Annotated in this window: 15 protein-coding genes; 3 read left to right on the forward strand and 12 right to left on the reverse strand. The window is 46.4% G+C overall.

All coding sequences use genetic code 11. From position 1 onward, the window contains the following. Window positions 1-8 precede the first annotated feature (8 nt). From ABW391_RS07020 to ABW391_RS07050, 7 genes are all read right to left on the reverse strand, one after another. On the reverse strand, window positions 9-1,559 hold the full coding sequence (locus ABW391_RS07020) for an FG-GAP repeat domain-containing protein (RefSeq protein ID WP_353481132.1): 1,551 nt from the start codon (window positions 1,557-1,559) through the stop codon (window positions 9-11). Between the two features lie 13 nt (window positions 1,560-1,572). Then, on the reverse strand, window positions 1,573-3,522 hold the full coding sequence (locus ABW391_RS07025) for a cytochrome-c peroxidase (RefSeq protein WP_353481133.1): 1,950 nt from the start codon (window positions 3,520-3,522) through the stop codon (window positions 1,573-1,575). Between the two features lie 104 nt (window positions 3,523-3,626). After that, entirely contained in the window at window positions 3,627-5,534 is a 1,908-nt protein-coding gene (locus ABW391_RS07030; RefSeq protein WP_353481134.1) for an alkaline phosphatase PhoX, read from the reverse strand. Between the two features lie 171 nt (window positions 5,535-5,705). After that, a complete protein-coding gene (locus ABW391_RS07035) occupies window positions 5,706-6,455 on the reverse strand; it encodes a QcrA and Rieske domain-containing protein (protein WP_353481135.1) in 750 nt (249 codons plus the stop codon). A gap of 27 nt (window positions 6,456-6,482) precedes the next feature. Further along, entirely contained in the window at window positions 6,483-7,748 is a 1,266-nt protein-coding gene (locus ABW391_RS07040) for a YdcF family protein (RefSeq protein WP_353481136.1), read from the reverse strand. A 198-nt stretch (window positions 7,749-7,946) separates the two neighbouring features. Further along, complete coding sequence (locus ABW391_RS07045; protein WP_353481137.1) at window positions 7,947-8,888, reverse strand: ComEA family DNA-binding protein; 942 nt, start codon at window positions 8,886-8,888, stop codon at window positions 7,947-7,949. Window positions 8,889-8,911: 23 nt separating this feature from the next. Further along, window positions 8,912-10,957: a ComEC/Rec2 family competence protein gene (locus tag ABW391_RS07050; RefSeq protein WP_353481138.1), complete on the reverse strand. Its 2,046-nt coding sequence runs from the start codon at window positions 10,955-10,957 to the stop codon at window positions 8,912-8,914. A gap of 279 nt (window positions 10,958-11,236) precedes the next feature. Between ABW391_RS07050 and ABW391_RS07055 the strand changes: the two genes are divergently transcribed. Further along, on the forward strand, window positions 11,237-12,355 hold the full coding sequence (locus ABW391_RS07055; RefSeq protein WP_353481139.1) for an HU domain-containing protein: 1,119 nt from the start codon (window positions 11,237-11,239) through the stop codon (window positions 12,353-12,355). 132 nt (window positions 12,356-12,487) lie between these two features. Here the strand turns inward: ABW391_RS07055 and ABW391_RS07060 are convergent, their stop codons facing one another. The 5 genes from ABW391_RS07060 to ABW391_RS07080 all read right to left on the reverse strand — a co-directional run bounded on the left by ABW391_RS07060 (window position 12,488) and on the right by ABW391_RS07080 (window position 17,842). Then, window positions 12,488-13,909, reverse strand: a complete 1,422-nt coding sequence (locus tag ABW391_RS07060; protein WP_353481140.1) for an aldehyde dehydrogenase family protein — start codon at window positions 13,907-13,909, stop codon at window positions 12,488-12,490. A gap of 130 nt (window positions 13,910-14,039) precedes the next feature. Then, window positions 14,040-14,858: an SDR family NAD(P)-dependent oxidoreductase gene (locus ABW391_RS07065; RefSeq protein ID WP_353481141.1), complete on the reverse strand. Its 819-nt coding sequence runs from the start codon at window positions 14,856-14,858 to the stop codon at window positions 14,040-14,042. Window positions 14,859-14,964: 106 nt separating this feature from the next. Further along, window positions 14,965-15,735: an SDR family oxidoreductase gene (locus tag ABW391_RS07070; protein ID WP_353481142.1), complete on the reverse strand. Its 771-nt coding sequence runs from the start codon at window positions 15,733-15,735 to the stop codon at window positions 14,965-14,967. Window positions 15,736-15,912: 177 nt separating this feature from the next. Then, a complete protein-coding gene (locus ABW391_RS07075; protein WP_353481143.1) occupies window positions 15,913-17,196 on the reverse strand; it encodes a flavin-containing monooxygenase in 1,284 nt (427 codons plus the stop codon). Between the two features lie 10 nt (window positions 17,197-17,206). Beyond that, window positions 17,207-17,842, reverse strand: a complete 636-nt coding sequence (locus ABW391_RS07080) for a TetR/AcrR family transcriptional regulator (RefSeq protein WP_353481144.1) — start codon at window positions 17,840-17,842, stop codon at window positions 17,207-17,209. Between the two features lie 280 nt (window positions 17,843-18,122). Between ABW391_RS07080 and ABW391_RS07085 the strand changes: the two genes are divergently transcribed. Next, window positions 18,123-19,013 (forward strand): UDP-2,3-diacylglucosamine diphosphatase, encoded by an 891-nt coding sequence (locus ABW391_RS07085; protein ID WP_353481145.1) that lies wholly within the window; start codon window positions 18,123-18,125, stop codon window positions 19,011-19,013. A gap of 204 nt (window positions 19,014-19,217) precedes the next feature. After that, window positions 19,218-21,011, forward strand: coding sequence for a translation elongation factor 4 (lepA, locus tag ABW391_RS07090; protein WP_353481146.1), 1,794 nt, complete (start codon window positions 19,218-19,220; stop codon window positions 21,009-21,011). Window positions 21,012-21,119 lie beyond the last annotated feature (108 nt).

The following is a 21,119-nucleotide window of genomic DNA, read 5'->3' on the forward strand; positions in this document are numbered from 1 at the left end:
ACACTAGTTTACTTTTGGATGGCCTTGTTTTCAAGCATAACAAAAGGAATCCCTTTTTGAACCCAGCGCCCGATCTCACCCCGATCGGGAATCACTTCAAAAGCCAGGGATCCTAGAGCGAGGTCAACATCTCCATCCAGGTCAAAATCACCGCTATCCATCGTGATCCAGCGCCCCAGCCCGACTTCGGGGAAAGTCATGCTTTTGAATTGCATCTTCCCGGTATTTTCAAGGTAAACAAACCCGCTGGGAAGTGCTTTGCCAAAGTCTGGGAAAAAAGAAATGGCTGCAAGGTCAATGTCTCCATCCCGATCAAAATCCACTGGAAGGGCTTTGTATGCGCCGTGCAAGGGGTAAAACCAGGTCTGCTTGAAGTTGTTTTTGCCATCGTTGGTAAATATGCGGATGCCGTGGTAGGGCTTTAAAATGGGCGAGTAATCGGCATTGTCTCCGCAGGTGTAGAGGATGTCTTCGTGCCCATCCCCATTAAAGTCATATAGTGCAAAAAAACTGGAGCCGTAGGAGGCAGGAAAACGCAGGGTACGCACTTCTTTAAATTTGCCTTGTCCTTCGTTGTAGTAGGTATAGATGCCCTCGTCCCCTTGTCCAAACAACGCGACTATGTCCATTTGGCCATCCTTGTTCACATCCCGCAGGTAACTACAGGTGGCGCCGGGTCTATTGCCCAAAAGATGCTTTTGAAATTTCCCGTCTACTTGTTGTTCCCACCACCCCAGGGTACCCGTATACTTTGAAAACTCACAGATTACCGCATCCAGTCTTTGATCACCATTCAGATCTCCCCAGGCGGTGTGTACGGGTCGTTGCAGTCCGTCCATCAGTACCAGCGGTTGTAATTTTGGGCTGGTTGGCAATTGAAACACAAAACCGCTGTTTGCATCCGTCGGCGAAAACGACCCCATGACGGTGATCAGCAATCGATCGTCCATTTCGGCAATGTCTACCGCGCCTTCTTTCACATTGGCCGCTTTTTGCAATTGCAAGTTTTTGTCAAAGAGGTACATGGCCTTGCTATTGGCATCACCCAAATACAAGCCTCCCGTTTTGGGGATGTGTACCATCGTAGAACTGGGTGGCGAAAGGCGGTACTCTGGTACGCGTACGCTGAATTGAGCCAATCCGGCTTGCACCGGAGCTATTTCATAAGGAGGAAAATCGTGGGGTGCCTGATCGAGGTAAAAAGCTTGGATTGCGGCCCAATCCTGGGCTGAAATTTGCGGTTTCTCTGGAAAAATGCCCGCTGCCAATACTTTTTCTGCCCCGATTCCTTTTTCAATCAGGCTATTGCGCGTGGTATCGTCAGGGAAAATCCCCAGCATGTAACCCATGCGGGGCAAAATGTATTGTTTCCAGGTTTCTTGAGGAAGGAGGGCAGGTTCAGGAAAAGCATGACATACCCCGCAGCGGATTTTGGCGAGCCGCTCCCCTTCCGAGGCCAGTGCTTTTATCGACTTAGAATCCTCGCGTTTGTCATTTTTACAGGCTGCAACAAAAGCAAAAAAACTGCCCATCAATACTACAAAATACCAATATTTCATGCCTTCTGGTTTATTACTCCCCACCCAATTTTCGTTGATTCCATTCCGGTTTTGCTTCAAATTTAGGCAAAAACGCTGGTTTTCGGGTCAGGCCGGTTGTATCCGTTAGCGTTTGCATAAAGGCAATGATGTCTTTGATTTCCCGCTTTTTGAGTTGCAAATTGTCAAAGGGCAAGGTTTGATGGGGGATTTTGATGCCCAGGCCTTGTCCGCCGCCCAAATTGTAAAAATCCATCACTTCCTCCAGGGTTTTGTACACCCCATTGTGCATGTAAGGAGCGGTAAGGGCCACATTGCGCACCGTCACGGTTTTGAAGGAATATTGGTAAAAGTAGGCTTCATCCTCAGGCCGATGATTCGCATAGCGGCCCAGATCGGGGTCAACTTGTGGGTTTTGCTTGTCGTTGGTAGCGGGTACTCCAATCACTTCTGATTCAGAATCCTGGTAATTGGGGGGAGTCAATCCGCTAAATGTAGGCGCAAAATGGCAAGTTCCACAAACTGCTTTTCCCATAAATAGATTGAAGCCGCGCGCGGCAGCAACCGGGTAAGTTGTTTTTTCGGAACGCACGTATTGATCAAAAGGACTGTTGAATCCCACCAAGTTGGAAATGTATTGGCCCAAGGCACTGGATATGCTCCATTGCGCAATGGAACGCTGCCCCAATTCCGGAAATGCCTCCGCAAACAAGCGTCGGTACTCCGCGCTTTGATTCAATTTGGCTTCCATCTCCAAAAAATCGGTATTGAATTCGTCTTTGCTCAAGGTCACATGTTTGATTTGTCGGTCCAGGCGTTGTTCGCGCAAGTCGTAGAAATAACCTTTGGCAAAAACGGCATTGATCAGTGTTGGTGCATTGCGCAAAATAAAATGTGCCCCATCAGCCGCCTTGCTGCGCGCCAAACCATCTGTAAATGCCCGCTCGGGCTGATGGCAGGAGGCGCAGGCCATTTTATTGCTGGAAGAAAGGATAGGATCAAAAAACAGTAGGCGACCCAATTCTATTTTTTTGGAATCCAGTTGAAGCCCTCCAGCATTGCCGAAATGAATGGGATTCAACAGGTTTGGATCAAAAATATTTTGTGCTGTATAATTAACTGCCTGAGTCATGTAGGTTGTCTCGGTATTCAACTCAATTCCCAAAGCCCGGTGGGCCAGGTAAAGTTTTTGGTACAGGGGATTCAAGTAGGTTTTGAGAAAATGCAGGCGATCAAAGGTTTCAAAATTGTCGTTTTGTGCCAAGTATTGAATTGAAGCCGAGAAGAGGTCTTTCAGCGAAATCACCAATTCCGGTTTTTTCTCCTCCAATAAGGGGTAATATGCAGCTATAGCGCGACTCACCGCATTTAAAGCTGCCCTTGCTTCAGGGATGGCGTTTGCTGATCCAGGGGTATCAAAACCCGTTAAACCCAAGGTAAAAACCCGGTTGATTTCTAGCCGGGAAGCTTCAAAAACAAAGCGATGCTGGAGCGGAATGCCCAATTGATAGGACTTAATCTTTTTCAATTCTTCATGCAGTAGCTCAGCTAAACTGTCAACTTTAGCTATTTCAAGATCGGCTTCTTCTACAAAAAGCAAATCATCCAATACTTGCAATCCTATGGGCTCAAGCACCACAATTTTTGGCATGTTGGGCAACAGGCTGGGTAAGGGTGGCCCATTGAGGGTTTTCTTGACCAACTCTCGGTCATTGTATTCCAATAAAAATTCTACAGATTTGAAGGCAAGGCGAGTATCCAAGTGGGTTCGCTGCAATTCTTGAAGGGTGATTTTTTTAAGTTGAAACTGATCGCAGGCTTCATTCAATTGCTGTGACCGCAAATAAAAAGTCTCCAGCCCAACCTTGAATTGGTTGTATACAGTAGACAGCGCAAGTTGAGGATCTTGATCTTCAAAAGGAGTCCAGTGCGATACCGATGCCAGCAATACAAACAATGGCAGGACGACAAAGAGTTTTTTCATGGAGTTATCTAATTATTGGCAAGAAATAAAAAGGAAAAAAATGAGAGAGGTGGCCACCTCGTATAAATTAGGGGCCACCTCCAGGTCTCGAAAAACGAAAACAATTATTGTTGAACCATCAATTTGGCTACATCACCTTCGGCAGTTTGTACGAAATAGATGCCAGTTACCAAATCGCTAACGTCCACCTGATTGGTGTTGCGTTCTACACGCATACGCTTGCCTTCTACGTTGTAGATGGCAATATCAGTCGTTTTGTTGAAGTATACCATGCGAGTGGTTGGATTAGGATAAACCTTAAAACCTACTTTCTCGATGGTTGGCTCTTGTAGGGCCGTTACTTTCAATTTGTCAAACCCATGGATGGCAAAAGTCAACGAGTGGTTCCAAGGAAATGGGTTTGCTACATTGGGGTGCTGAGAGTTGATCAACAAAGATTTCCCATCAGGCGTTTGAATCGCACCAGTAACCTCAGCACCACGAGGAACCGCAGTAAGGCGAATCAAATTGTCTATAGTTGGCTTTTTGATAGACAGATCCAACAAATACACTTCACAGGTTGGGTTGGCTACTCCGGCAGGAACACGATTGTACGTGACCCCATTTAGGTCTTCTTGGATAACCAAAAAAGACTTGCCATCAATAGTCATTACGGACAACCCGTCTGGGTTGGTCAAATGCTTTTTGGGATAATCAGCAATAGCTTGACCAGCAGAAGTTGCAAATTCCGGGCCACCTTCAATGTATACATAGTTGGTGTCTCTTACTGGATCGTAAGCCCATACGCGGCCATAATAATCAGTATACCCAGTCGCGTTAGGCGTAGTGCGGCCTTGCGCTGTAGCACGTGCTACGTGGTAAGGATCAGCAACAGCACCTCTGGCAGCGCCCGCAGCAAAACCGGTACCAACTTGGTCGTTACCTGTTTCAGTCCAGTAAACGATTCCAGTTTTGTAATCGATGGCTACCCACTCGATACGGGCATACATAGTTGGAGCCAATTTTGCAACCTGGTTGTGGTGGTTGAACATAGTTGCAGAATCCGCCTGGTTTACTTCAACCCACTTGTACCCTTTCAGGTCGTGCTTGTAGACGTACAATTTTCCTTTAGAAAAATCGCCTGCTACCTCAGCTTCAAACTTACCCCAGTAACCTGGCGTTTCGTCCGGTCCAAAGTAAACAGTTTTGTTGTCTTTGGCAATGGCACCGCCTTCAAATGGCTGACGGCCCCAGTTGTACTGCTTGCGGATGGCTTTAGCTTGGATGGGATCGATTTCTACCATCCAGTTGAAGTTTTGGTATTTTTTAATCTTTTTGCCATTGAAGATACCGGGCAGGTCGGTTTTGATGGTAAAGTCAGCAGTATCACGTACTCCCTGATTCAATGTACTGGTTCCTACCAATGCGGGAAGGATGCGGCGTTCTGCCGGAGCTGTTTTTGAATTTACGTTTTGTGCGTTGTAAATGTCCGCGTTTCTATTTCTGAACCATTCTTCGGCAGTCCAGATGCGGCCATCAAGCGCAGAGATGCCCCCGCAGTTCATGCCTGTCTCGCCAACCGTGTTGGCAAAATCGACGGAAAAGAAGTCACCTTTACGACCATCAGCCAAGGTTTGTGGAACGATTTCCAATAAGTCGGTTGTCGTATTGCGCTTTAAGCGGAAGGTCGTCATACCCCCACCGTCACCTTGGTAATCATCGCGGTAAACGGTTTCGTGGTTGATGGAGATCCAGCCTAGCGATTCGCCTGATTTGTCCGGTGTTATCCCAATAAAGTCATGCCATTCTTTAGCGATGGCTCGACCTGCCGGGAAGCCATTGGTAGCTGGCGTTTGTACGATGTCGTGTCCGCCAATAAACAACACTTGTAACTTCAGAGGTGAAGGTGGTAGCAACGCCTCTGTAGGAACGTAGTTTGCTGGCATTTGTAGTTCTTCAGGAAACAGCTTTTGAGCAGAAGCTACTACTGCCACCATGCTGCAAAGCAGCAAGGAAAGTACTAATTTCTTCATGTTGAGAGAAATTGAAATGATTGGATAATATAGAATGATCTAACTGTGCGAAGATCCGATTGTAGTATTAAGTGAAAGTAAAAAGAAGGTTAGGGTTTTGTTATCGATTCAATAATTGCAAGCTCATAGATGCATATCTTGGTAAATTCGTACATGTATTTTTATTCATTTTCAACAAGAACTTGGTTCGCTGAGAATGTTGTAAACAATCAACTGTCCGGAGTTTGCGTCAAATTTATGGTCATAAACCGACAATGGCCTACGGGCTGGCCCGCGCAATACACAACCCAATTTTGAAAATTGACTCCCATGACATGGGCAAAGCCAGGATTCGCCATTGTTTTCAGGGTCTACCGGACAACCACTGTGCGTACAGTTTAGATTCAGCACTTTAAAAGTGGCTTCTCCAGTGCGTACAATCGAAAATTGGCCAAAAGCAGGTCGATCCAAAGTGAGTGTCCCTCCTACTTTCCCCAGTTCGGGATGATTTTTAAGTACCAACAGCAGTTTGGGAATCAAAACCATGGGTGCATCCGAAATGGCCAGCACCTTGTTGCTGCTGATTTCCACCAATCTAAACAAAGTTAAATCGCTAGAGATTTGAGGTACTTCCCAGCTGAATTGGCCTGCTGCCGCCCTTGCTTTTTCGGCAATGGCAACCCAATTTATTCCATTGTTGCGCGAAAATTCGATCCGCACAAAATCAACACAGCCTGCCACCCAACGAATGGAATGCTCGTCTCCACCGTACAGGGTTAACCCTGCATCAGGAGGCAACAACTTAAGAAAGGGCCCTTCTTCACAAATGGGCTGTCTGGATACATACTCAGCCGTGCAGCCATTGAGCATTACCAATCCAGTAAATCCTGCGCCAAACCGCAACAGTTTTTCTAAAAAAAAACGGCGATTGTAAGGAATCATACCTCTGAATTTTTATCCATCTCAGCATCAGGGATCCAATGGATCCAATGGATCGAGATGCAAAGAAATAATTTTGGGTTTAAATTCAACGTCGTGGCTGGAAATTTTCGCAAAAAGCTCATAGGGCAAATACCCCAATTCTAGCATATTGCGCTCTTTAAAACGGTATTTCGGATCGGTGATGTACACGATTTGATCCATGGTAGAGGTACACAAAGCCATCTTATCGGCAGGGATACCATAGCGAAAAATGAGTCGGGCACCATTGCGAAAGTTGGTGGTGGTATGCCTGGCATGAGGGTCAATAATGATGGCTCTTTCGGGTACACCGTATTGTTCCATGAGCGCTTTTTTCATTTCCGTAGCCTCTGCATATGGCGTTTGAAAAGGATGTACATATCCTCCTGAGAGAATAATCAAGGGCGCCATTCCTTTGTGAAAACGATCTGCCACCAGTTGTACCCGAAATTTTCCCATTGGGCTCAAGGGTACATCTGCAATGTCGGGACCATGTCCCGGTTGCAAAATTACGGAATAAGGATATTTTGACCATTCAATGTTGGGGATATACTCCAGTGCTTTATGGTTTTCCAAAGCTTCCATGGGTTCATGACGGGCCGCTTCGTCCCGATTGTTCATATCCATCAGCGTTAAAGCGTACAAGGTAGCGGGTTGGTGAAAAAGCGTCCAGCTTGTAGTTTTTTCTGCCAGGAAATGCCCGGCAACCATCAAATACCGTTTGTACATCAGGCTTTTCGCTGCATAACTTGCCGAATCTATAGAAGCGTAACGCCCACGTTTGCCCAAGGCGTAACTGTTGAGGATGTACTGAATTCCGCCACAAGCCTCAGTCCAGGCAGACTGGAGCATTTCCACATCAGACTTTTCCGCGTATTTCATAAAAGCGCCGGAAGGCCGAAGGTGTTGTTGAACCAGCGCCTGAATCGACTTTTCCTTTTTACACAATTCGCCCAATCGTTGCCCAATCAATTTTTGCTCCTCCGGGTTGGTATTGAAGGCATTGATCCAACATGAAACCGATGTATCGCACTGCGACAACCCCTCTTGAATGCGTTTCTTTTGGGCATTGAGCACTCCCTGCAAAACCTCATCTTTTTCTATGGTCAATCTTGCCGAAGGTACCTTTTCCAAAAGGGTAAACAGGTAAAAGTTTTTGTCCTGAATATAGCTGGAGCTGTGCAATAACCGATAATTCGAATCAAAACCATTTTGGCCAAATCCTTGGCTACAAAGCAAAAACAACCAACATAAAAAAATCAAAGGGTATCTCATAGCCGCGCATTTTGAAATCAATTCGTCAAAGGTGGATACTATCTGTAAACTGTAAGCGAAAAAGAGATTAAGGTTTGGTAAAGGCGGGTCAAAATCTCAGTATGGAGGCAGCTTCGCTGCTGCTTTTTTCCACCACCTAAGGCACCTCAGCCACTTAAGACTCACCTAAGTCTTAGGTGCCTCAGGTGGTGAAAAAAATTAAAACCGCAGATAAGGCCGCAAGCGCTCCAACTTAGCCGATTCCAGAGCCACTACTTCTGCCAGATCCTCGGGTTTGGTAAAGGCGCCATGCTGGTCTTTCCAATTCAAAATACCACGTGCTGCTTTAAAACCAATGTAAGGATGACTAGCCAACTCATTCAATGAAGCCTGATTAATCAGCAATGGCTTAAGCACTGGGTTTCCCAATTCAAGACAAGGCATAATTTTTTGAAAAGTAGAATCCGCCAATCCATAAGTCTCCCGAATTTGTTCAAGCGCATAAAATCCCCCCAGTTTATCCCGAAACTTGACAATCCGCGAAGCCAATACCTTACCAATTCCACGCAACGATTGCCATTCAGAAGTATCCGCAGCATTGACATCAATCGGCGTACAGGGTTTGAAGGCTTTGCGAGCAGGTCTCTCCGTTGAGAAATATGGATAGGTACTTTTTTCTTTTTCAAAAGTTCCATCCCCATTAGCATTAGAGGATTCAATTTGGATGTAACCCTCCACTTTCGGATACCAATCGTGTGGCAATCCAAATACTTTTTGGACATCTTCCGGCTTCCGAAAATGCCCGCCTTTGCTGGTGAATTTCATCCAAATTGCAGCTGTGCGCGCGGAGAGTCCCAATTCCATGAGTTCAGTTTCCGTGACTTTATTAGGGTCAAATGGGAAAAGACGAATGGGCTTTTCCCGTTTCCGTGAATAAGGTTGGAAGCGCTTGTATTTTTTAAAAAACCTCGGCTTGTTTGAGCTTTTGAAGAAGGTAGCCTGCACTGGCTTTGGCGCATTTCCCAGGATACTCAATTTCATTTCTGGAGAAACATCGAGCCATTTTGGAAGTAAAAAGGTGAGCGTACACAGCAAAATCAGCATCGTGCATGCCTTCCGCTCAGATTTGGTGTAATAAAAAAAGTCGAGAATATTTTTCATCGTAAGTGGTTTTTGATACATGATTAGTTTAAGATCCAGGCTCCTTCTTCAGCGGTATCGTGTAGGGGAATTCCTTTTTCCTTGGCCATATTGCGCACCCAACGCCTTGTACCAAATCGGTTGGAGCCATCCACAATGATTTTTTTCAAACCCTTTGGCAAGTCTTCGGGATAGATTCGCGGATTGTTGCGCAGCAAAAGAAAATCACAATCCGACGGCGCTTGAGTAGCTGTAGCGCCATCGCAAAGGCCAATTTTGAGCCTTCCCCAGATCAATAAGTTTTGATTGGCTTGCAGGCTTGTTCCCCATTGCAGGCTAGTCCCCCACTCTACTTTGTGCCAGGTTTTGAGCAACAAACGATAGCGGTGGTTTTGAGCAGCCATGGTTTCGGGAATGGTATCGGCATTGGAGAATACGAGCGCCGATCGGCCTTGCACGATATCCATCACCGATGCTTTGGGGACGTGGTAACAGATGAGCTGTCGTTGTTTTTGGGATTTGAAAATGTTGGGCCAATGCGCCAGGCCCCAAATCAGAAGCAAGCTCAATGCCGCATTCATCCAGCTCAACTTTCGGCGATACAGCGCAATACACAACAGCACCAAGATGGCATACATTCCAAGGGTAGCCACGGTTTCCCACCAAAAACCACTGGCAACTGCATAAGGAAGTTCCTGAATTGCCGTTATCAAACGATTGAGCCATTCAATGAAAAAAGCCAGGATTTTGCCAACCCAGCTTGCTGGTAAATGCATGGATTCCAGTACAAACAAGATCAACCCCAACACCAAAACTAGCCCCGAAAGCGGTACCGCCACCAAGCCCGACAACCAGAAAAATACCGGAAATTGATGAAAATAATAGATGCTCAATGGCCCGGTACTGAGTTGAGCCGCAATGCCAACGCTAGTCAATTTCCAAATGTAATCCAGCACCGCATTGGGAGCAGTCCAACGCTCATAAATCCAGGGCTGGAAACCAACGATGCCTCCAAGTGCCAAAAAAGAAAGCTGAAAGCCGATGTCCCACAATAAATTCGGTTGCCAACACAACAACGCGAAGGCTGAAGCAGCCAGAATGTTCCAAATGTTGTACTGCCGCACCAATGCCCTTGAACCAATGATCAAAGAAAACATGACTGCGGCTCGCAGGGTAGCCGGTGCAGCCCCAGTCAGCAAGGTAAACAGCCAGATGCTGATCAATTCAAGCCCCAGGCTAATTTTTTTCGCAGCCTTCCCCAACGACACCCAACTGAAAATCCAGCGCAATACAATCGCCAGTACGCCTACGTGCAGCCCCGATACCGACAGCACATGCACCGCACCGCTGTTGCTGTAAGCCTGCTTGACTTCCTGCGACAATCGGCTGCGTTCGCCCATGATCAAAGCTGCGCCTACCGCATAGGTATCTCCTGCTGGAAGGTATTTTTGCAAAGCATACAAGCAGAATTTTTGCAATCTAAGGGTGAGCGGCAAAGCGGTATGCATGGAATCGATGCGCCAGCCATCAGGTGGGGCAAATGCTTGATGATAAATGCCTTGCCGGGTCAAATACGCTTTGTAATCAAATGCATCCGGATTGAGCAAAGGCTTGGTCTCGTCGACGATACCACTTACATAAAGGTGTTGACCGAGCTGGGGCAAGCGCTGATGCTTCTCCACTTTGAGGTAAACCATGAGTTTTCCATCTGATTCTTGCCATTGCTTTTTCGGCTTTTGAATTGCTTTTACTTTCAACACAACTCGAAAGCTGTTTGGGCCAGGGCGGGTATCCAAAATTTTGCCCCAAATGCCAAGGGTATCACTCAAGCCTTGTTGGGAAAAATGTTTCGGGGTTTGCCAAAACTGATTCTGCTGAATCCGCAAAATCCCCATCCCAAACAATACCAAAAAAATACCAGTACCAAACCAGGCCCTGCCCCGAAAACTTTGACGCATCGACATCGTCAAAAAAAGCAACAAAAGAATCCCCAGAAAAATCCACAACATTTTGCCGCTGAGGCAAATGGATCGTGAACACCAATCGCCCAAGCCAATGCCCATTGCCAATGGCAATAGCAGTCTTGGCATAGGAACCATACGCCAATTGATCATGAATGTGCTTTAGCGGGTGCTCAGCAAGATGTAAAAGAGGAAAAATGATAAAAAGGAAAGGTGGTGTAAAAGATCTATTTTGAAAGGCAATTCAAATGTAAAACTTGAATGCTAAAATGCCAAATCTTATCAGAAATATTTTAAACCTAAAGCTCCACAGCGGTTTGTTTAAAAAAATCGGTGACTAAAACAACACAAATAATCTTATGTCAGTCTTTTTTTGTACATTTAGCCATTATTAAGCCAAATGCGATTATGGAAATTGACATTAGCAAGCATATCGTGGATTTATTGCACGAGCATGATGTAGTATCTTTGCCCGGATTGGGTTCGTTTGTGGGCGCTTACAAATCAGCCCAGGTTGATCAGGTAACTGGTACAGTTTCGCCGCCAGCAAAAACCATTACCTTCGATGACAACCTGAGAATGGACGATGGGCTTCTGATCGATACCATTGGTAAAACCTATGGCGTCACCTTTGATACTGCCACTAAACTGGTGGAAGACTACATACACCAGATTCGGGAAGCACTGGAGCGCAGAGAGATTGTGTCGTTCCTCAGCCTGGGAAGATTGTACCGCGATTTTGAACAAAATTTGCAGTTTCTTCCCGATGCTACCAATTTCAATGCAGAATCACATGGTTTGCCAGAAGTAAAAGCCTATCCTATCGCCAAACCAGAACCAGAAATTGAGCCTGTAGTAGTTGAAAATCAAACTACAAACACCACTCAATCCTCGGCGGTTCCGCTGGGCATCCTGATCAACAACTGGCTAAGAGACAATGTCCTCATCGTGGGTATTGTGGCAACGATCGCCATTGTCATTGTGCTGTTCCTATTCATCAGAAAGCCATTAGATGAATCAACCAGCAACCAGGATAACCTGGTCAATGTGTCTCCTCCTTCTCTTTCAGATGAGCAATACAAAAACGATTTCCCTCCTGAGGAACTGCCCAAAGAACAACGCCAGCCACTCACCAGCAACAAGCAAGGCGCTATTGTAGACGATGGAAAATACCAGGAAGATGCTAGTGTTGCGGAAAACAAACCTTCCAGCAAAACAAAAACTACGCCTGCGAAGACCGTACCTAAAGTAATTGAGAAGCCAACAATTACCCCCAAAGCCCCTGAGCCAGCTCCAGTGGGCGACAAAACCGGCATCATCGCCATTGGCTCATTCAAAGACCAGGGAAACGTGGCCAAATTGGTGCAGAAAATCTCTGCCGCTGGCTACACTCCTTATAAAACCAGCGCTGGTGATTTGACCAAAGTAGGTGTTCAATTTAATTACAGCACCACCGCCGAACTCAATTCAATGCTCAGCCAGGTACGCAAAAAGTTTGAACCTGGAGCGATCATCATCAAGCGGTAAGGCTTCGGATATTTAAAATTTTGCAAAAAATAGGGTTCACGCAGATTTCACACAGATTGATGCGCAGATTTACACAGATTTTTTCTGCGTCAAATCTGCGCTTTAGTTTGTGCAAAATCTGCGCGAAATAATCTACAACAACCTTTTGTGCAGCAACTCCACAATGCTTTTTACCCGCTTATTGTATGGCGGAAACAACATGCTGATGGTGCCAAATTTGCGCTCAATGATGGATTTTTCATTGGAAAAAGCTACAAATCCATGAAAACCCATGTATTTTCCAATTCCACTGTTGTTGACACCGCCAAAAGGCAAGTTTGGATTGCCATACCCCAACATGTAATCATTGAGCACCGTACCTCCGGCTGAAGTATTGTCTAAAATATAGCGAATAAATTGTCGATCCTTAGCTCCGATGTATAGGGTAAGTGGCTTAGGGCGCTGACGAATGATCTTGACCACCTCTTCTTTGCTGGAATACGGAATAACCGGAAGCAAAGGCCCAAAAATCTCTTCCTCCATAATCAGCATGTCTTCACTGATGTTGCCAAGCAAGGTAGGCGGCACAAAGCGCTCGGCCTCGTTCCAAGTTCCACCAAGCAATTCTGTTGCCCCTTTGTCGAGGGCATCTTCATACAAGCGCCGCAAGCGCTGGTAATGCCGAGGACTCACAATGCGGCAATAGTCGGGGTTTTCAATGAGGTTTGCGGAGTTGGGATACATCCGTTCTACCCCCGCACCAAAGGCCTTGACAAAATCGTCAAATTTGGAGGCTTCTACCAGTGCGTAATCGGGTGCAATACAGGTTTGGCCATTGTTGAGGCATTTTCCCCAGACCATGTTGTACGCCAAGGTACCAATTGAAGCGGAGGCATCCACAATTGCCGGCGATTTGCCCCCCAGTTCCAGGGTAACCGAAGCCAAATTTTTCGCAGCAGCAGCCATTACTACCTTGCCAATCTGCGGACTTCCCGTGAAAAAAATGTGGTCAAAAGGCAGTTCCAACAAGGCAGTTGATACCGAGGCATCGCCTTCTACCAGGGCAACTTCTTCTTTTGGAAAAAGCGTCTCAATGGCCTTGGCCATGTAAGCTGAGGTATGCGGCGTGAGCTCAGAAGGTTTGATGATCACCGTATTTCCTGCCGCGATGGCATAGATCAATGGTGAAAAAGTCAGGTTGAATGGGTAGTTCCAGGGCGAAATGATCAGGCAAACGCCCTTGGCTTCGTAGTGAATGGAGGATACCGTCCCCACCAATGAAATGGGCGTTGCCACTTTTTGAGGCCGCATCCAACGGCGCAGTTCGCGGCGGGCATGCAAGGCGTGGCTCTTGACTACCGCGATTTCCGAAATCATGACTTCAACTTCGGCCTTCTTAAAATCCTGGTACATGGCGTCTTTCAAGCCCTGCATTTCCTGGGCATCGTCCACGAAGCGAATGAGCTGGTTGAGGCGCTCAATGCGTTGGCTGGCGGTGGTATTGGCCATTTCAGGGGCATGCGCTTGTTGCTTTTGGAACAAGGTAGCGAGGTCTATTTGGGTGGTGGTTTTCATTTTTTTGTCGGGGCGACCCTTTGTGGTCGCCCTGTTGGGGCGACCACAAAGGGTCGCCCAATTTTCCGCGGTCAACCCCGCCCTCCATTTCATGGATGGCGTTTTTTGGGGCAACCACGTAGGGTTGCCTCTACTTGAATTTTTCGATGTTGTATCCTTTCATGATCGTATCCTCGTAATTGCTTGGGAATAACCGCGCAATCCTGTCCATAAATTTGGCATCCTTGCCCACCAATACCCGTTTTTCTTTGCGCTGAATGCCCTGGATGATGCGGGTTGCGGCATCGGCAGAACTGGTTTTGGCCATGCGGTCGAATACATCCGAAAATTTGGCCAATCGATCTTGCTGGGAAGTATCGATGTTGCGCACGATGTTGGTTTTGATGCCCCCGGGGTGTACACAAGTCACTGCGACGCTGGTTTTGGCCAATTCTTGCCGCAGAGTCTCCGTAAATCCGCGCACTGCAAACTTGGCTGTCACGTACGCCCCTTGATCGGGGTACGCCGCAATGCCAAAAATACTGGACACATTGACCAATGCTGCTTCAGGTCTTTCTTTCAAAAAAGGGATGAATGCCTTCGAGCCGTAAATCACCCCCCACATGTTGATGTTGATCACTTTTTCAAACAGCTCATACGGCGTACTTTCGATTTTTTGTTGCAAAAAAGTGATGCCCGCGTTGTTGATCACAATGTCAACTCCGCCAAAGCGATTCACGGTTTCCTGGGCAAAGTTGTACACTTCGGTGCGGTCGGCTACGCTAAAGGCGCGCCCACCAGCTTTACCACCGCTTTGCTCAATGATTTGGATGGTATCATTTAAGGTATCTTCATTCCAGTCATTGAGTACCACGGTAGCGCCTGCGCCGGCCAACTGGATGGCCAATTCGCGCCCCATCCCTGAACCAGCACCCGTAATGACGGCTATTTTTTTATTGAAATCTTTCACACGATCTGATTTTTTACATGACTTGTCAATATTAGTTTTTTTGAAAAACTTCTCAAAGGTTTACAACAATTTTTTTGAGGTATATCTTTCTATAAAAAATTCCCCCTTACAATTGAAACTGCTGCCCATGCAGCCTTTGTCCACCGTCCACGTAAACGGTCTCTCCGGTGATGTACGCCGCATAGGGCGACACCAAAAATGCACACAACCAGGCCACTTCATCCGTGCTGCCCAGGCGCCGCATGGGGATGGTTTCCGCCAGGCCATTCAGCATTTCTGGTGGGTAGTTTTCCAAACCCGAAGATTGGATGATGCCCGGCGCTACTGCATTGATGCGGATGTTGTATTTGCTCCACTCTACCGCCAGGGTTTTGGTGAGGTTGTCTACTCCCGCCCGGGCTGCCCCCGTATGCGCCATGCCCGGCACGCCCCGGTAAATGTTGACGATGATGTTCAGTATGGTGCCCTGCTTTTGGGGAATAAAAAAAGCATTGGCCATGATCTGTGTCATGTACCAGGTGCCGTTCAGGTTGTTGTTGATGACGGCATTCCAGCCTTTTTCGGCCATGTCTTCGGCGAGCGAAGGAAATTGGCCACCAGCATTGTTGACCAGAATGTCCAAACGGCCTGCTTTTTCCTGGATAAAGGCGGCAAGACTGCGGATTTGCTCGGTATCCCGAATGTCGCAGACTTTGTAATCGCATTGCCCCAGGAGGCTCAATGATTCCTGGGCTTTTTGCAGCTTTTCTTCCTTGCGGCCAGCAATGAATACCCTGGCGCCAGCTTGGAGCAGTTGTACTGCAATGGCATAACCAATGCCGCTGCCGCCGCCAGTTATCAGCGCTACTTGTTGATCAAAAACATTGGGTTGAAGCATGAGTTGATGGATTGAGGTGGTAATGTGCTAGGCGTAAATCGAGGTAGTTGCCCACTGCGGTGCATTAGTAGTGGGGCAAAAATAAATGTTCATTTTTTTGAGCCAAAGGATTATTTGAGGCACTTAAAATGAATCGCTTACTCATCTAATCCTTTGGCAAAATGAACATTTATTTTTTTATCGCCCCTTAGCCGGGATTTGTTTTTTTAAAGCCCGCTCAAACTCATGGGCGTGAACCTCGATGGTGTGTCGTTTGGCCTTGGTGAATTCTCGGTCGATGTGGTTGGCATCTTTTTCGGCCAATTCGGCCAGGTTAGGAGGCAAGCTCCAGCGTCCCATGATGTAATTGGCCGCCAGTTTGGCCTGCAAGTCACTGTAGGGCCAAATGGCCCCCTGCGGCTGAAACAAACCAATAAAAACCAGCGTAGGGTGCTCGGCATGAAACATGCGCAAGTAAAGCGGAACGCGATCGGCTTCTTCGTAATTGATGAAATCCGAGGCAAAAAATGGTGTACTGATTTTATAACCCGTAGCCGCCAGGATGGTGTCATATTCTTCTTCCAGGCCGTTGGCAAAAGTGACTTTGCGGCCTTTCATGCTGGTAATTGCGGGACGGGGATGCACCTTGCCATGGCGGATTTTGTACAGCAATTCTGAATTCACGGTAGGGTGCGCCTTGAGCACTGGAAAGGCTGGATCGGGGAGTCCATAATCCGAGTATTTCCCCACCTGAATGCGCAAACTCAATTGCCGCAAAAAACTCGCAATCGGCTTGGGAATCCATTGCATTTGATCGTTGAAGGTATCGGTGGGTTTGCCCATAAAAAACTTGGGAACAATGTATTGCGGCCCACGGGTGCTGATGGCTACAAAGTCAGCTACTCTGCTTATTTCTACTGCGCAATCGCAACCCGAATTGCCCGCTCCGATCACCAGCACTTTTTCATGTTGAAACGGCGAAGCAGTTTTGTAACTGTGTGCGTGCAGGTATTTTCCGGTAAATTCACCTGGTAAAGCTTCAGGGTGGCGGGGTACATTGTGGTGGCCATTGGCAACCAGAAGATAATCAAAAATTTCTTGCTGGCCATTGTCCAGGCTAATGACCCAACGTTCAGCGTTGGTTTTTTCTGCTTTGAGTACGCGCGTATTGAATCGAATGTAGGGATACAAACCAAAATGCATTGCATAATCCTGAAAATACCTCAACAATTGGGCATGCGATGGATAATCTGGATATGCCTCAGGCATGGGAAAGTCCTGAAACTCCGACATTTTTTTGGAACTGATGATGTGGGTCGTTTCACAAACACTGGAGTGAGATTCCGCTGGCGAATACACCCAATTGCCCCCGATTTGGTTGTTTTGCTCGTAGCAAATTACCTCATTCGCTCCTGCTTGTAGCAGGTTTTTAAGGGTTGTTATTCCCGAACAACCCGCTCCGATTACACAAATTCTTTTCATTTTTTTTGCGTTAAAGCTTGTCTGCCGTGGCGGTTATTTCCTGCAATAAACAAAGCCCTTTGGGTGTCAGGTGGGGCATTAACAGACTCCAAACCGTTTGCCGCGCTTCTTCAAAGTCAATATCGGCCATATCTTGCTTGCGCAAAACGTGCTGCACACACCAAAAAGTCATGATCATCCAGAGGGTATGCCCAATTCTGCGGTATTGGTTGGGTACCTGTTCGGGTTTAATGTTGCCCAGTTCTACCGAGAGTTGCATGACTACGTTCACGAACATAATTGAATTTTCGTAAAACTGGCGTTGAAATTCGGCAATATCCGGGTAGTTGCGCAAAATATGAGGTCCATCTAATTGAATAAAAATGTACTTCTGTGCCAGTTTCAATAAGGGTACAATCAACGAATTGATGTTTTCAAAAGAAGGGGAGTTTTGCATGTTTTGGAACATCTGTTGCCTTTCCAGGTCCAATTGTCGGTACACTTCCTCGATGATGTGTTCGTGGTTGGAAAAATGATAAGCAAGATTACCAACACTCATGCCAACGCTGTCGGCGATATGCTTGAGTGTCGTATTGTTCACCCCTTGTACATTGTACAATGTGATCGCTGCGTTGATGATCCGTTGCTTGGTAGGTTTAATGGCCATGAAAATGAAGGCTAAAGCGAGGAAAATTCACTGAACTATGTCCCGTTAAAATTAGGTTATTTTTCCAAACAGCTCAAAGTTAACATTCGTTAAGAAATATTGCTGTGGTGGCAGAAAGAAAAGATCCGTCAAAAAGTGCATATAAGTAACTCTGTTGATTTCTTATTCTTTTTTTAATCATTATTAATCATTTCATAATCAAATATTCACATTCAGTTAATATTAAACATACAATTTTGCTCCATTCAAAAAATACAATAGACGGCCACTTAATAATACAATGAAACGGGAACTCGATCTTGTAATACTGTCAGATATTCATCTGGGCACCTACGGTTGCCACGCCAAAGAACTGCTGACCTATTTGAAAAACATCAAAGTAGGTGCATTGGTACTCAACGGTGATTTCATCGACATGTGGCAATTCCGCAAAAGCTACTTTCCACAAGAACACTTGCAAATCATCCAACGCATTTTGCGCATGGCGGCCAAGGGAACGCAAGTATACTACATCACGGGCAATCATGATGATGCGTTGCGGCGCTATTCCAACTTCTCGTCTGGAAATATCCACTTGCGCGACACCCTGGAGCTACAAATCAAAGGAAAATCCTACTGGATGTTTCATGGAGACATCTTCGATCTCTTTATCAAGTATTCTCCATTCATTTCCAAATTAGGAGGCAAAGGCTACGATTATTTGATCTTATTGAACCGCTGGGTCAACAAAGTGCGGGCTTTTTTCGGATTGCCTCGCTTGTCTTTTTCCCAAAAGATCAAATACAGCGTCAAAGAGGCCATCAAGTTTGTCGACGATTTTGAAGAAAAGGCCATTGATCTTGCTGCGGAGAAGGGCTTTGATTTTGTTGTATGCGGCCACATTCACCGCGCCCAAATCAAAACCATGGAGCGCCACGGCAAACAAGTAACCTACTTAAATTCTGGTGACTGGGTTGAAAGCCTTACCGCTCTGGAGTTCAAATGGGGCGAATGGTCAATTTATGAATACAACGAAGCTGATTTTGCCATCAGCAATCCCCGTGTGCTGGTTCACCCTGCTACCCTCGAAGAAGAGGAGGATGAAGCTCCAACCGGTGAAGCACTAAGCACTGCTGCCATATTTGAGCAGATCGTCAATCAGGCAGCACCCAAAAAACGAAGTGCGTATTAAGCTCATTTCCATCAAAGAGACTTACTTTAACCATTCAATAGCTGTTAGAGGTACAGGACAATAAAAGTGCTATACCTTTTTTTTTAATAATATTCCTACCTTTGCCCCGAAATTCGGAAGCATAGGTTTCCATTTTTTTTTTTTAGAACTTTGTGATCCAAATACCCCGAAACTTGTTTCGAGAAGGTACTATATTGAGGGAATATGAAGAACATTCGAAATTTTTGTGTAATTGCCCATATCGATCACGGTAAAAGTACCTTGTCTGACCGTTTGCTGGAATTCACCAAAACCATTGATAAGCGCAACATGGTTGCCCAGACTTTGGACAACATGGATCTGGAACGCGAACGTGGAATCACCATCAAGAGCCACGCCATTCAGATGAGTTATCCACATACCGATGGTGAGGTGTACACTTTCAATATGATCGATACTCCGGGACACGTTGACTTTTCCTATGAAGTATCTCGTTCTATTGCCGCCTGTGAAGGCGCACTCTTGCTCGTTGACGCCTCCCAAGGCATTCAGGCTCAGACTATTTCCAATCTGTATCTGGCCATCGAGCACGACCTGGAGATCATCCCGGTGTTGAATAAAATTGACATGGAAAGTGCCATGATCGATGAGGTATCTGACCAGATTATCGATTTGATCGGTTGCAAAAAAGAAGACATTTTACTGGCCTCTGGCAAGACAGGTTTGGGTATTCAAGAAATCATGAATGCTGTTGTTGACCGTGTTCCAGCCCCCAAAGGTGATCCGGAAGCTCCGCTGCAAGCCTTGATTTTTGACTCCGTATTCAACTCCTTCCGTGGGGTAATCGCCTATTTCCGCATCCTCAATGGCCGCTTGACCAAAGGGGAAAAAATTCGCTTTTTCCATACTGGAAACGAATACCATGCAGATGAAGTGGGGATTTTGCAAATGAATCTGATTCCGCAACCCGTATTGGAAGCGGGCAATGTAGGCTACATCATCACGGGCATCAAAGAATCGCGTGAGATCAAAGTCGGGGATACCATCACCAATGCGCTCACGCCTTGTTCAGTAGGCATCCATGGTTTTGAGGACGTAAAACCGATGGTTTTTGCAGGCCTCTTCCCTATCGACAACGATGATTTTGAAGACCTCCGCGATAGTTTGGAAAAACTGCAACTCAACGACGCTTCCCTAGTTTTTGAACCAGAAACATCGGTTGCCCTGGGTTTTGGATTCCGTTGTGGATTCCTGGGCATGTTGCACCTTGAAATCATTCAAGAACGCCTCTCCCGGGAGTTCAACATGGATGTGATCACCACCGTTCCCAACGTATCTTACTTTGCGACCAATACTAAAGGCGAGCAATTTGCGGTACGTACGCCTACGGATTTGCCCGATCCCAACTACTTGCAAGAGGTACAAGAACCCTACATCCGGGCACAAATCATCACCAAGCCGGAATACATCGGGACCATCATGACCCTTTGTATGGAAAAGCGGGGGATTCTGATCCGTCAAACTTACCTCACCACTTATCGCGTAGAATTGACCTTTGAGATGCCTTTGGGGGAAATTGTTTTCGACTTTTACGATCGCCTCAAATCCATTTCTCGGGGATACGCTTCCTTCGATTATTCCATGATCGAATACCGGGCTTCCGATTTGGTGAAATTGGACATCAAACTGAATGGGGAAAATGTGGATGCGCTTTCCGCTCTCGTACACCGCACCAAAGCAGAGGCTTTTGGCCGCAAAATCTGCACCCGCCTCAAAGAACTGCTGCCTCGTCAGCAATTCCTGATTGCCATCCAGGCTGCGGTGGGTGCCAAAATCATCGCCCGCGAAACCATTTCCGCCCTCCGCAAGGACGTAACCGCCAAGTGTTATGGTGGGGACATCTCTCGTAAGCGCAAATTGCTTGAAAAGCAGAAAGAAGGAAAGAAAAAGATGCGCCAGATCGGAAACGTAGAAGTGCCCCAAAAGGCATTTTTGGACGTATTGAAGTTGACGGATTGATCGGTTAATGTGCCGATGTGCTGATGCGCAGAATCCTGAAAATTTGTACTGGCCAATCTGCTTCGCTTCAAACTTGTCATTATTCTTTTCCAAAACTGCTTTAAAAAG

It is taken from the genome of Haliscomenobacter sp. (assembly GCF_040403615.1).
In the GTDB taxonomy this organism is placed as follows: domain Bacteria; phylum Bacteroidota; class Bacteroidia; order Chitinophagales; family Saprospiraceae; genus Haliscomenobacter.